The 13102-nt window shown below is 62.8% G+C and carries 12 protein-coding genes; 5 read left to right on the top strand and 7 right to left on the bottom strand.

Going from position 1 to position 13102, the window contains the following annotated elements:
* Positions 1-2 precede the first annotated feature (2 nt).
* The 3 genes from rsmB to def are packed head-to-tail and all read right to left on the bottom strand — an operon-like array spanning position 3 to position 2827.
* Positions 3-1313 carry a 16S rRNA (cytosine(967)-C(5))-methyltransferase RsmB gene (gene rsmB, locus FIV38_RS05800; protein ID WP_029290224.1) on the bottom strand — a complete coding sequence of 437 codons (1311 nt, stop codon included), beginning with the start codon at positions 1311-1313 and terminating at the stop codon, positions 3-5.
* Positions 1313-2263 (bottom strand): methionyl-tRNA formyltransferase, encoded by a 951-nt coding sequence (fmt, locus tag FIV38_RS05795; protein ID WP_092232377.1) that lies wholly within the window; start codon positions 2261-2263, stop codon positions 1313-1315. Before fmt ends, rsmB begins: the two co-directional genes overlap by 1 nt.
* Positions 2264-2320: 57 nt before the next feature.
* Positions 2321-2827 (bottom strand): peptide deformylase, encoded by a 507-nt coding sequence (def, locus tag FIV38_RS05790; RefSeq protein WP_029290229.1) that lies wholly within the window; start codon positions 2825-2827, stop codon positions 2321-2323.
* A gap of 265 nt (positions 2828-3092) precedes the next feature.
* Here def and dprA point away from each other — a divergent pair, with 265 nt between their 5' ends.
* Together dprA and tsaC are read left to right on the top strand one after the other, a co-directional pair.
* The gene (gene dprA, locus FIV38_RS05785; RefSeq protein ID WP_092232374.1) at positions 3093-4187 is read left to right on the top strand and encodes a DNA-processing protein DprA; all 1095 of its coding nucleotides are present in this window, start codon (positions 3093-3095) and stop codon (positions 4185-4187) included.
* A gap of 54 nt (positions 4188-4241) precedes the next feature.
* Positions 4242-4799, top strand: coding sequence for an L-threonylcarbamoyladenylate synthase type 1 TsaC (tsaC, locus tag FIV38_RS05780; RefSeq protein WP_029290233.1), 558 nt, complete (start codon positions 4242-4244; stop codon positions 4797-4799).
* 117 nt (positions 4800-4916) lie between these two features.
* Here tsaC and FIV38_RS05775 read toward each other — a convergent pair whose 3' ends face one another.
* The gene (locus FIV38_RS05775) at positions 4917-5894 is read right to left on the bottom strand and encodes an NADPH:quinone reductase (protein ID WP_070996594.1); all 978 of its coding nucleotides are present in this window, start codon (positions 5892-5894) and stop codon (positions 4917-4919) included.
* 160 nt (positions 5895-6054) lie between these two features.
* On the opposite strand from FIV38_RS05775, the gene hemF reads away from it, so the two are divergent.
* Both hemF and aroE read left to right on the top strand, forming a co-directional pair.
* Positions 6055-6987 (top strand): oxygen-dependent coproporphyrinogen oxidase, encoded by a 933-nt coding sequence (hemF, locus tag FIV38_RS05770; protein ID WP_092232371.1) that lies wholly within the window; start codon positions 6055-6057, stop codon positions 6985-6987.
* Complete coding sequence (gene aroE, locus FIV38_RS05765; protein WP_092232369.1) at positions 6987-7811, top strand: shikimate dehydrogenase; 825 nt, start codon at positions 6987-6989, stop codon at positions 7809-7811. Before hemF ends, aroE begins: the two co-directional genes overlap by 1 nt.
* A 65-nt stretch (positions 7812-7876) precedes the next feature.
* Here the strand turns inward: aroE and FIV38_RS05760 are convergent, their stop codons facing one another.
* The 3 genes from FIV38_RS05760 to betC form a co-directional block, all read right to left on the bottom strand.
* Complete coding sequence (locus FIV38_RS05760) at positions 7877-9439, bottom strand: SulP family inorganic anion transporter (RefSeq protein WP_092232367.1); 1563 nt, start codon at positions 9437-9439, stop codon at positions 7877-7879.
* A 152-nt stretch (positions 9440-9591) separates the two neighbouring features.
* Positions 9592-10509: a choline ABC transporter substrate-binding protein gene (gene choX, locus FIV38_RS05755; protein WP_092232364.1), complete on the bottom strand. Its 918-nt coding sequence runs from the start codon at positions 10507-10509 to the stop codon at positions 9592-9594.
* 19 nt (positions 10510-10528) lie between these two features.
* Positions 10529-12043 carry a choline-sulfatase gene (betC, locus tag FIV38_RS05750; protein ID WP_029290245.1) on the bottom strand — a complete coding sequence of 505 codons (1515 nt, stop codon included), beginning with the start codon at positions 12041-12043 and terminating at the stop codon, positions 10529-10531.
* 103 nt (positions 12044-12146) lie between these two features.
* Here betC and FIV38_RS05745 point away from each other — a divergent pair, with 103 nt between their 5' ends.
* On the top strand, positions 12147-13097 hold the full coding sequence (locus tag FIV38_RS05745) for a choline sulfate utilization transcriptional regulator (protein ID WP_092232361.1): 951 nt from the start codon (positions 12147-12149) through the stop codon (positions 13095-13097).
* The last annotated feature ends 5 nt before the right edge of the window (positions 13098-13102 follow it).

Below are 13102 nucleotides of genomic sequence, written 5' to 3'. Positions count from 1 at the left end.
ATTCAACCGCGTGCAGCGGCAATCTTGATCAGCTTGGCGTAATAGAAGCCATCGTGCCCGCCTTCCTGCGCCAGTAGCTGGCGGCCATGGGGCTGCTTGATGCCGGCCGTGGTGGCAATGTCCAACTCCCGCGCGCCGCTGGTGCGGGCAAGGAAGGCTTGGATCACTTCGGTATTCTCGGTGGGCAATGTCGAGCAGGTGGCGTAGAGCAGGATGCCACCGACTTCCAGTGTCGGCCACAGCGCGTCCAATAGCTCGCCTTGCAGCACAGCCAGGGCGGCGATGTCGTCGGGTTGGCGGGTCAGTTTGATATCCGGGTGGCGGCGGATCACCCCGGTGGCAGAGCACGGTGCGTCGAGCAGGATGCGCTGGAACGGTTTGCCATCCCACCAGGTGGCGGTGTCGCGACCGTCGGCGGCAATCAACTCAGCTTCCAGGCCCAGGCGTGCGAGGTTTTCGCGCACCCGCACCAGGCGCTTGGCTTCCAGATCCACGGCCACCACGCCGGCCAGGTTGGGCTGGACTTCCATGATGTGGCAGGTCTTGCCACCAGGCGCGCAGCAGGCGTCCAGCACCCGTTGGCCGGGCGCCAGGTCGAGCAGGTCGGCGGCCAGTTGCGCGGCTTCGTCCTGCACGCTGATCCAGCCTTCGGCAAAGCCTGGCAGGCTGCGTACATCGCCAGCCGTTTCGAGGACGATACCGTCCTGGCTGTACACACAGGCGCTGGCGTTGATGCCGGCATCTGCCAGCAGCGTGAGATAGGCATCGCGGCTGTTGTGGCGGCGATTGACCCGCAGAATCATCGGCGGGTGCGCATTGTTGGCGGCGCAGATGGCTTCCCACTGCTGGGGCCAGAACGCCTTGAGGGATTTTTGCAGCCAGCGCGGGTGTGCGGTGCGCACTACCGGGTCGTGTTCCAGCTCGGCCAGCAATGCCTCGCTTTCGCGCTGGGCGCGGCGCAGCACGGCGTTGAGCAAGGCCTTGGCCCAGGGTTTTTTCAGCTTGTCGGCGCAGCCCACGGTTTCGCCGATGGCGGCGTGGGCCGGCACGCGGCTGTAGAGCAACTGGTAAAGCCCCACCAGCAGCAGCGCCTCGACGTCGGCATCGGCTGCCTTGAACGGCTTTTGCAGCAACTTGGCCGCCAGCGCCGATAGACGCGGCTGCCAGCGCGCGGTACCAAATGCCAGGTCCTGGGTGAAGCCGCGATCACGGTCTTCGACCTTATCCAGTTGCACCGGCAACGAGCTGTTCAGGGAAGCCTTGCCATTGAGCACGGCGGCCAGGGCCTTGGCGGCGGCCAAACGCGGGTTCATCAAGCGTCCACTCCGAGGATGATGCCGGGGGCAAATTTCTCACGACGGCTATTGAACAAATCGCTGAAGTTCAGCGCCTTGCCACCGGGTAATTGCAGACGGGTCAGACACAAGGCCTGCTCCCCGCACGCTACCAACAGGCCTTCCTTGCTGGCACCGATGATTTCACCGGGGGCGCCGTGGCCTTCGGCCAGGTTGGCGGCGAGGACTTTCAAGGCTTCGCCATTGAGGGTGCTGTGGCAGATCGGCCATGGGTTGAACGCCCGTACCAGGCGTTCCAGCTCCACGGCCGGGCGGCTCCAGTCGATGCGCGCTTCGTCCTTGTTCAGCTTGTGGGCGTAGGTGGCGAGGCTGTCGTCCTGCACTTCGCCTTCCAAGGTGCCAGCCGCAAGGCCGGCAATGGTCTGGATCACCGCAGGCGGGCCCAGCTCGGCCAGGCGGTCGTGCAGGCTGCCGCCGGTGTCTTGCGCGGTGATGGGCGTGGTGACCTTGAGCAGCATCGGCCCGGTGTCGAGGCCGGCTTCCATGCGCATCACCGTCACGCCGCTTTCGGCGTCACCGGCTTGCACCGCGCGCTGGATCGGCGCGGCACCGCGCCAGCGTGGCAGCAGCGAGGCGTGGCTGTTGATGCAACCCAGGCGCGGGATATCCAGCACGGCTTGCGGGAGGATCAGGCCGTAGGCCACCACCACCAACAGGTCCGGCTTCAGCGCGGCCAGTTCAGCCTGGGCTTCGGCGTTGCGCAGGGTGGGCGGTTGCAGCACGACGATGCCGTGCTCCAGGGCCAGTTGCTTGACCGGGCTGGGCATCAGTTTTTGCCCACGGCCGGCCGGGCGATCCGGCTGGGTGTACACCGCGACGATTTCATAAGGGCTGGCAAGCAGGGCCTTGAGGTGTTCGGCGGCAAATTCGGGGGTGCCGGCAAAAACGATGCGCAGTGGCTCGGTCATGGGAAACGTCTCACAAAAGAAAAAGGCTTGCCGGAGCAAGCCTTTGGAAGAAGGGAATCAAGCTTGCTGGCGATGCTTCTTTTCCAGTTTCTTCTTGATCCGGTCGCGTTTGAGCGTGGACAGGTAATCGACGAACAGCTTGCCGTTGAGGTGGTCGCACTCGTGCTGGATACACACGGCCAGCAGGCCTTCGGCAATCAGCTCGAAGGGCTTGCCGTCACGGTCCAGGGCCTTGATCTTGACGCGCAGCGGGCGCTCGACGTTCTCGTAGAACTCCGGCACCGACAGGCAGCCTTCCTGATACTCGCCCATCTCGTCGGTCAGCGGCTCGAACTCGGGGTTGATGTACACCATCGGTTCGCTGCGGTCTTCGGACAGGTCCATGACCACCACGCGCAGGTGCACATTGACCTGGGTCGCGGCGAGGCCGATGCCCGGGGCTTCATACATTGTTTCAAACATGTCATCGACCAACTGACGAACCTTGTCGTCCACTACGGCCACCGGTTTGGCGATAGTGCGCAGGCGCGAGTCCGGGAATTCGAGGATGTTCAAAATAGCCATAAGCGTAATTGCTGCACATGTGAGGTAAAGGCAAATCGGCCTCGGGACAACCCGCACGACCGGTGTGAAACGCTCGCAGGCCGCGAAGGCCAAGGCATTTCACGCGAACCGACATAATAAAGGAGATTGCGCCCATGAGGAAATCGCTACTCGTCTTCAAAATGCAGTGGCCGGTTGGGCGGCGATGACCCGCTGCAATAATTAGCCTGCTACAGAAGTTACCAACAGAGTTATCCACAGCTTGTTCCTGATCAAGGATGATCATATGTCAGTAATCCATACCCCGGATATTTCCCCCGCCGAGCTGGAAGCCCGCCTGCGTTTGCATCGCATGCCGGAGCTCGGTCCCAGGCGTTTCAAGACATTGATCGAGGCCTTTGGCTGCGCCTCGAAAGCCCTCGGCGCGCCGGCCAGTGCCTGGCGTTCGCTGGGGTTGCCGGCGGCCTGTGCCGAAGCCCGGCGCAGCGTGCAAGTGCGCGATGGCGCCAGCGTCGCATTGGCCTGGCTAGAGCGTCCGGCCCAGCATTTGCTGATGTGGGACCAACCCGATTACCCAGCCTTGCTGGCCGAGCTGGATGATGCACCACCGTTGTTATTCGTAGCCGGCAGCCCCGCTATCCTGGAAAAACCGCAGTTGGCCATGGTCGGCAGCCGCCGCGCTTCCCGGCCCGGAATGGATACGGCGGCCGCCTTTTCCCGCAGCCTGGCAAGCGCCGGTTTTGTCATTACCAGCGGCCTGGCCCTGGGTATCGACGGGGCGGCCCACCAGGCAGCATTAGATGTCGGGGGTCAGACTATCGGCGTGCTGGGCACCGGCCTGGAAAATTTTTATCCACAGCGCCACCGCCAGCTCGCCGAGGCGATGATTGCCCAAGGCAGCGCGGTGGTTTCCGAGTTCCCGCTGGACGCCGGTCCCCAGGCCGGCAACTTCCCGCGGCGCAACCGCATTATCAGTGGCCTGTCCCTGGGGGTCCTGGTGGTGGAGGCCAGCGTCGCCAGCGGCTCGCTGATCACCGCGCGGCTGGCCGCCGAACAGGGGCGCGAGGTGTATGCAATACCGGGGTCGATTCATCATCCTGGCGCCAGGGGCTGTCACCAACTGATCCGTGACGGGGCGGTGCTGGTGGAAACCATCGAACACATCCTTGAAGGGTTGCACGGTTGGCAGGCGTTATCGCGGCCCGCGCCGGTGGCGGTAACCCATCCACTGGTGGCGCTGTTGCATGCGGCGCCCCAGACCAGTGAAGGCTTGGCCATCGCCAGCGGGCAGAGCCTGTGCCAGGTGCTGGCGAGCCTCACCGAACTGGAGCTGGAGGGTCGGGTGATCTGCGAAAGCGGTCGTTGGTTTGCACGCAGTTAGGTTTTGTAACGAACATCGGTAAACTGCGCAGAGCTTTAGTCCGGAGAGTGAGTAATGGTCAACAGGTGGCGTGTGCAAGAAGCCGCACGAGAAATTCGCGCAGGCGCGGTGATTGCCTATCCGACCGAGGCCGTCTGGGGCCTGGGCTGCGACCCGTGGAACGAGGAAGCGGTGGATCGCTTGCTGGCGATCAAGGGCCGGTCGGTGGATAAGGGGCTGATCCTGGTCGCCGACAATATTCGGCAATTCGACTTTCTGTTCGAAGACTTCCCCGACACCTGGATCGACCGCATGGCCAGTACCTGGCCGGGGCCCAATACCTGGCTGGTGCCCCATCAGGACCTGCTGCCTGAATGGGTGACTGGTAAGCACGACACCGTGGCATTGCGGGTCAGCGATCATCCGCTGGTGCGCGATTTGTGTTCACTGGTGGGGCCATTGATCTCCACCTCTGCCAACCCACAAGGCCGGCCGGCGGCGCGCTCGCGGATCCGGGTGGAGCAGTATTTCCGTGGTCAGGTGGACCGGGTGCTGGGTGGCAGCCTGGGTGGGCGCAAGAACCCGAGCTTGATCCGGGATCTGGCCACGGGTGAGGTTCGGCGCCCGTCTTGAGACCGTGGTACTGCCATCGCGGGCAAGCCCCACATTCGACCGATTTCCAACCCGGGAATGCGTTCGAATGTGGGAGCGGGTTTGCCCGCGATGGCGGCATTCCAAGCAGCCGAAATGTTACGGCAGCAAAATGGTCGACCCAGTCGTCCGTCGCCCCGACAACTCCACCTGCGCCTTCGCCGCGTCCGCCAGGGAATACCGCTGGTTGATATCAATCCGCACCTTGCCGCTTTCGATCATGGCAAACAGGTCGTCGGCCATGGCCTGCAGGTTCTGCGGATTGTTGGCGTAGGTCGCCAGTGTCGGCCGGGTCACGTACAGCGAACCTTTCGCCGCCAGAATCCCCAGGTTCACCCCGTCCACCGCACCTGACGCATTACCGAAACTCACCAGCAGGCCCCGGGGCGCGACGCTGTCCAGCGAGGCGAGCCAGGTGTCCTTGCCGACGCCGTCGTACACCACCGGGCATTTCTTGCCGTCGGTCAGTTCCAGTACGCGCTGTGGGACGTTTTCCTTGCTGTAGTCGATGGTTTCCCAGGCGCCGAGGGATTTGGCCAGGGCGGCTTTTTCCGGCGAACTGACCGTACCGATCAACTTCACACCCAGGGCCTTGGCCCATTGGCAGGCCAGGGAGCCGACGCCACCGGCAGCGGCGTGGAACAGGATGGTTTCACCGCCTTTCAATTCATAGGTCTGGCGCAGCAGGTACTGCACGGTCAGGCCTTTGAGCATGGCCCCAGCAGCCTGTTCGAAGCTGATCCCATCCGGCAGGTGCACCAGGTTGGCCGCTGGCAGCACGTGCAGCTCGCTGTAGGCACCGAGGGGGCCGCTGCCGTAGGCCACGCGGTCGCCGACCTTGAACTGGCTGACTTCGCTGCCCACCGCATCCACCACCCCAGCGCCTTCCGCGCCCAGGCCCGAGGGCAAGGCCGGCGGTGCATACAGGCCACTGCGGTAATAGGTATCGATAAAATTCAGGCCAATGGCCTGGTTACGCACACGTACCTGTTGCGGGCCCGGTTCTGCCGGCGTGTAGTCCACATACTCAAGTACTTCGGGGCCGCCATGGGCGCTGAACTGGATACGTTTGGCCATCTGCTCTGTCCTCAAGTCTGTTTCGCGAAAGGCTCCTATCGGACTCCTATGCTTGATCTTCGTCAACTGTGGCAGCGCCCGGCGCGGTGGTATCCTGTGCGCCCCTTTGCCGCCGACGCCCAATGGCCTCGCGTAGCTTTGCCCGATTCAAGGTGATGCCATGACTACTCGCACCGAGGCTGTAAAAGCCTACCTGCTCGACCTGCAAGACCGCATTTGCAGTGCCCTGGAAACCTTCGAGGCGGATACGCGCTTTATCGAAGATGCCTGGACCCGCCCAGCCGGTGGCGGTGGCCGCACGCGGGTGATTGAGAACGGGGCAGTGATCGAGAAAGGCGGCGTCAACTTTTCCCATGTTTTCGGCAGTGGCCTACCACCGTCCGCCAGTGCCCACCGTCCGGAGCTTGCCGGTCGCGGTTTTGAAGCCCTCGGCGTGTCACTGGTGATCCATCCGCATAACCCGCATGTACCGACTTCCCACGCCAATGTGCGATTTTTCATCGCCGAGAAAGAAGGCGAAGAGGCTGTCTGGTGGTTCGGTGGCGGCTTCGACCTGACGCCCTACTACGGCAACGAAGAAGACTGCATCCATTGGCACCGTGTGGCCGAGCAGGCCTGCGCGCCGTTTGGCGCAGACGTTTACCCGCGCTACAAGGCCTGGTGCGACAGCTACTTCCACATCAAGCATCGCAACGAGCCCCGCGGGATCGGCGGCCTGTTCTTCGATGACTTGAACGAGTGGGACTTCGACACCTGCTTCGCCTTTATGCGCGCCATTGGCGATGCCTACATCGACGCCTACCTGCCCATCGTCCAGCGTCGCCAGGCGCTGGCCTATACCGAACAGCAACGCCAGTTCCAGGAGTTCCGCCGGGGTCGCTATGTAGAGTTCAACCTGGTGTACGACCGTGGCACGTTGTTTGGCCTGCAATCGGGCGGGCGCACCGAGTCGATCCTGATGTCGCTGCCACCGCAAGTGCGCTGGAGCTATGACTGGAAGGCTACCGCCGGCAGCGAAGAAGCACGTTTGACCGATTATTTCCTGCAAGACCGTGACTGGCTCGGCCTTGCTGCGCCCCAGGTGGCCAGCTGATGGATCGTTATGTGGTGTTCGGCAACCCCATCGGCCACAGCAAGTCGCCGTTGATTCATCGCCTGTTTGCCGAGCAGACGGGCGAGGCGCTGGACTACAGCACGTTGCTGGCGCCGCTTGAGGATTTCACCGGCTGCGCCCGGGAGTTTTTCCTGCATGGGCGCGGCGCCAACGTCACCGTGCCGTTCAAGGAAGAGGCCTATCGCCTGGCCAACGCCCTGACCGAGCGCGCGCAACGCGCAGGCGCGGTGAACACCCTGAGCAAGCTGGCCGATGGCAGCCTGTTGGGTGATAACACCGACGGTGCTGGCCTGGTGCGCGACTTGACCGTCAACGCCGGCTTGAGCCTGGCGGGCAAGCGCATCCTGCTGCTCGGTGCCGGTGGCGCGGTGCGTGGGGCCTTGGAGCCGCTGCTGGCGCAACAGCCAGCCTCGCTGATCATCGCCAACCGCACCGTGGAAAAAGCCGAGTTGCTGGCCGAACTGTTCGATGACCTGGGGCCGGTGTCTGCCAGCGGCTTCGACTGGCTGAGTGAGCCGGTGGACTTGATCATCAACGCCACCTCCGCGAGCCTGTCAGGCGATGTACCGCCGATTGCCAGCAGCCTGATCGAACCGGGCAAGACCTTTTGCTACGACATGATGTATGCCAAGGAACCGACGGCCTTCTGCCGCTGGGCCACAGAGCACGGCGCGGCAGTGGCGATGGATGGCCTGGGCATGTTGGTGGAGCAAGCGGCGGAAGCCTTCTACCTGTGGCGCGGCGTGCGCCCGGATTCGGCGCCGGTGCTGACCGAGCTGCGGCGCCAGTTGGCAACCCAATGATTTTCAGGTCGCTGAAGATCAAATGTGGGAGCAGGCAAGCCAGCTCCCACAGTTTTTGAGCGAATTCAGTCTTCGAAATGGATCGGGCACTTGTCGGCCCCTTCCAGCTTTTTCAATTCTTCGACCACCTGCGGCCGCGCCCGGCGCAACGTCAGGCTGCGCCCCAACCCGCGCAAACGGCGGGCTTCCTGGTGCAGCATCTCCACCCCGGAATAGTCGATAAAGTTGATCTGTTGCGCCTCGATCACCACCCGTTGGCCTTGCAGGCGCTGCAAGCGCACTTGCAGGTAGTGGCTGGCGCCAAAGAAGATCGAGCCGCCGACCCGCAGCACATCATCGTCACCGTCGCGCCACTGTTGCACCCGTGGTTGCGAGGTGCGCTTGAGGTAGAAGAACAGCGACGCCAGCACGCCTGCATAAATCGCCGTTTGCAGCTCTAGCAGCAAGGTGGCCAGGCATGTCAGGCCCATCACCACAAACTCCGCGCGGCTGACCCGCCACAGTGCGCGAATGCCCCGATGATCCACCAGGCCCCAGCAGATCAGCAGGATGCTGGCGGCCATGCTCGGGATCGGGATGTGCGCGATCAGTACCGCACCGAACAGCGCAAACAGCGCGACCCACAACGCAGAGAACACCCCCGCCAGTGGTGAGCAGGCGCCCGCCTCGTAGCTCAGGCCCGAGCGGGTGAAGGATCCGGCCGACAGGTAGCCGGAGAAAAATCCGCCGACGATATTGGATAAACCCTGGGCGCGGACCTCCTGATTGGCGTCGAGCAACTGCTGCGAACGCGCCGACAGCGAGCGGGCAATCGACAGGCTGGTCACCAGCCCCAACATGCCGACCGCCACGGCGCTGGGCAGCAGGCGCAGGATCATATCCAGGTCCAGCGGCAACGGGCTGAACGGCGGCAATTGGCCGACAAATGAGCTGACCCGCGCCACATGCCCGAACATCGCCGGCCACGCCCACGCCACCAGGCTGCCGAGGACCAGGGCAATCAACAGGCTCGGCCAGCGCGGCACGCAGTATTTGAGCAGCACGCCCACCAGCAAGGTGCCGAGCCCGAGGGCCAGGGACGGGCGATCCCATTCGCCGCCGTGGTCGATCAGCGCCAGCAGGCTGTTGAACGCCGTGCCCTGGCTGGGCAGGTCGAGCCCCAGCAGGTTGGGCAATTGGCCCAGGGCAATGACAGCTGCCGCGCCAAGGGTGAAGCCGAGGACTACGGAATGGGAGACGAAATTGACCAGCGCGCCAAAGCGCAACATGCCCAACAGCCATTGGAAGACGCCGGCGAGCAAGGTCAGCAACAGGATCAAGGTGATGTAGTCCTGCGATCCGGGCACCGCCAGCGGGCTGATGCTGGCGTAGAGCACTATGGAAATCGCCGCCGTCGGGCCGCAGATCAAGTGCCACGAAGAGCCCCACAGGCAGGCAATCAGCACCGGGACGATCGCCGCATACAGGCCGTATTCGGGAGGCAGGCCGGCGATCAGGGCATAGGCGATCGATTGCGGCAAGGCCAGCACTGCGCCGCTGAGGCCGACAATCGCATCCCGGCCAACGCTGGCGCGGGTCTGGCGCGGTAGCCAGCGCAGGAATGGGAGCAGAGTGTGGGGCCGGGACATGGATCGCTCGAAATACTGTAGGAGCGAGCTTGCTCGCGAAGATGGATAACGATAACGCGGGTTGCCTGAAAAAACGCGGCGTTTTCCAATTCTTCGCCGGCAAGCCGGCTCCTACAGGGTGATAGGAAGACCTGTAGGAACCAGGGCAATATTTAGAGTTTGGCTTTGACCGCCGCCAATGCCTCCTGGCCATCGAGGGTTTCAACCCCCTCCAGCCACTTGTCCAATACCGCCGGGTTGGCTTTGATCCACGCCTTGGCCGCATCGCTATTGCTGACCTTGTTGTTCACCACCTCGGCCATGATGCTGTTCTCCATGTCTTGGGTGAACTTAAGGTTGGTCAGCAGCTTGGCCACATTCGGGCATGCCTGTGCATAACCTTTGCGCGTCAGGGTGTACACGCTGCCGGTGTCGCCGAAGTATTTTTCCCCGCCCTTGAGGTAGCGCATCTTCAACTGCACGTTCATCGGGTGCGGTGTCCAGCCGAGAAAGGTGACGAAACGCTCGCGTTTCACCGCCCTGGACACTTCGGCCAGCATCGCCTGCTCGCTGGACTCGATCAGCTTCCATTGGCCGAGGTCGAAGTCGTTCTTCTGGATGATTTCCTTCAGCGAAAGGTTGGCCGGCGCGCCGGACCCGATGCCGTAGATCTTCTTGTCGAACTTGTCGGCAAATTTATTCAGATCGGCAAAGTCATGCACGCCGGCCTCCCACACATAGTCCGGCACCGCGAGGGTGAACTCCGTACCTTCAAGGTTCTTGGCCAGTTGCACCACATCGCCGTTGGCCACGAACTTGTCGTAGAAGCCCTGATGCGCTGGCATCCAGTTGCCCAAAAACACATCCACCTGGCCGTCCTTGAGCCCGCCGTAAGTGATCGGCACCGCCAGGGTATCGACCTTGGCCTTGTAACCCATGCCGCTGAGTAAAAAGCCGGCGATGGCGTTGGTGGCGGCAATGTCGCTCCAGCCGGGGTCGGCCATCTTCACCGTCTCGCAACGGGCGTCGGCATACACGTGGGTGGCACTGAGCAACAACGCGGCACTGACGACTGTGGATAACTTTTGCATGGCCTTCCCCTTACTGGATTTATTGGTTTTGGCAGGGTTGTGGATAACGAGCCTTGCGCTCCAGATCGTCGAGGTCGATATGGTTGCGCATGTACTGCTGGCTGGCGTCGACCAGCGGCTGGTGATCCCAGCTCTTGAGTTTGCCCACCGCCAAGGCTTCGCATACCAGACGCCGGCGGCGCTGGCTGGCGAGCACTTGCCGGTGGATCGCGGGCATGTCCCATTTGGCCCGCGCCTCGGCCAGGAAGGCTTCGAACAGCGGGCGATGGGCTGGCGACTGACTGAGTTCTTCCTGCTCACGAGGGTCGCGGTGAACATCGAACAACAAGCAGGGATCGTCCTCGCTATAGATGAATTTGTAGGCGCCGCGGCGAATCATCATCAGCGGGCCGATGGTGCCTTCGGCCATGTACTCGCCGAACACTTCGTCATGCCCGCCCTGCCCTTGCAAGTGCGGGACCAGTGAGCGGCCGTCCAGAGGCAGGTCGGCGTCCAGTTCACCGCCGGCCAACTCCACCAGGGTCGGCAACAGGTCGGCGGTGGACACCGCCGCGCTCACCCGCCCGGCCTGGAATTGCCCTGGCGCACTGACCAGCAGCGGCACGCGGGCGGCCATTTCAAACCAGTGCATTTTGTACCAGAGCCCACGCTCGCCGAGCATGTCGCCGTGGTCGCCGGAGAACACGATGATCGTGTCTTCGGCCAGGCCAGTGTCTTGCAAGGTTTGCAGGAGTTTGCCGACATTGCTGTCGATGTAGCTGCACGCGCCGAAGTAAGCCCGTCGTGCATCGCGGATCTTATCCACTGGCAGCGGCTTGTCCCACAGGTCGTAGACCTTGAGCAGACGCTGGGAGTGCGGATCCTGGTCGGCCTGGGCCGGCGTTGTAGGCATCGGGATATCGTTATCGTCGTACATATCCCAGAACGGCTTGGGAATGGTGTACGGGTCGTGGGGGTGGGTCATGGAGACCGTCAGGCAGAACGGCTGGTCGCCGTCCTCGCGAATATGGTCGAACAGGTATTGCTGGGCCTTGAACACCACCTCTTCGTCGAAATCCAGTTGGTTGGTGCGCACACATGGGCCGGCTTGCAGCACCGACGACATATTGTGATACCAGGTGGGGCGCACGTCGGGCTCATCCCAGTTCACCGCCCAACCGTAGTCGGCGGGGTAGATATCGCTGGTGAGGCGCTCTTCGTAGCCGTGCAACTGGTCCGGCCCGCAGAAATGCATCTTGCCCGACAGCGCCGTGCGATAGCCGAGGCGACGCAGGTAGTGGGCGTAGGTCGGTACATCGGCGGGGAAATCCGCCGCGTTGTCGTAGGCGCCGATCTTGCTCGGCAACTGGCCGCTGACCAGGGTAAAACGCGACGGCGCACACAGCGGGCTGTTGCAGTACGCGGCGTCGAACACCACGCCTTGTGCGGCCAGGCGGCTGAGGTTGGGCAGTTTGATTGGCGAAGGACCGTAGAACGGAAGCAACGGCGCGGCCATTTGATCGGCCATGATGAAAAGAATGTTCTTGCGCTTCATGGTTTCGCGGCATTCCATAGTCAATATTTATGCGATTGAGCATGCAGGCCATGGAAAACGTGGTAAAGCCCATGAAAAGCAATGTCTAGGATAAGTACTGCTTATGTATGAAGCCCTGGGAAACCTGTCGCTGGACCTGCTGCGTGCCTTTGAAGCCGCGGCCCGTCATCGCAGCTTCACGGCAGCAGCGATGGAGCTGGGCACTACCCAGCCGGCGGTCAGCCAGCAGATCAAGCGCCTGGAGGACCAGCTGGCGGTGCGTCTGTTCGACCGTATCTACCGGGGCATCGAATTGACGGATGCGGGCAGGCTGTTGTTCGAACACGTGCAGGCCGGCTTGCAGAGCATCAACACGGGCCTGAGCACGATCACCCAACAGGATCAACATGAAGTGCTGCAAGTGGCCACCGACTTTGCCTTCGCCGCCTACTGGTTGATGCCGCGTCTGCATCGCTTTCACGAAGCCAACCCGCAGGTGGATGTGAGCCTGGTCACCAGCGAGCGCAATCACGCGACCTTGCGCAGTGATATCGACGTGGCGGTGCTGTTTGGTGACGGTCGTTTCAAGCAGGGCGACAGCCAGTGGCTGTTCAACGAAGAAGTGTTTCCGGTGTGCAGCCCGCAACTGCTCAAGGGCCGCACCACGCCGTTGTCGTTGCAGGGCCTGCAAGAGTTGCCGTTGCTGCACCTGCGTCAGGAGAACAACAGTCAGTGGTTCGACTGGAGCGGGGTATTTCGCGAACTGGGGATCAGCGCCGCGCCGACCCCGGGGCCGCTGCGTTTCGACAATTACACGCTGCTGATCCAGGCGGCGATTGCCGGCCAGGGTGTGGCCATCGGCTGGCGCCACCTAGTGGATAACCTGTTGGAGCAAAAGTGGCTGTGCCGTCCGATTGGCGACACGGTGATCTCGCGCTTTGGGTATTACGTGGTATTGCCCCAGCGTAAGCGGCGCGGGCAGTTGATCGAGCGGTTTGTCGACTGGCTGGTGGCCGAGCAGGCCAGCAGCGCGCAATCGCTGGTCGGGCTGGCCCTGCCGTCGATTGCGGTCTAGGATCG

Source organism: Pseudomonas proteolytica (assembly GCF_007858275.1).
GTDB lineage: Bacteria > Pseudomonadota > Gammaproteobacteria > Pseudomonadales > Pseudomonadaceae > Aquipseudomonas > Aquipseudomonas proteolytica.
This window is presented reverse-complemented; position numbering and strand designations above follow the sequence as displayed.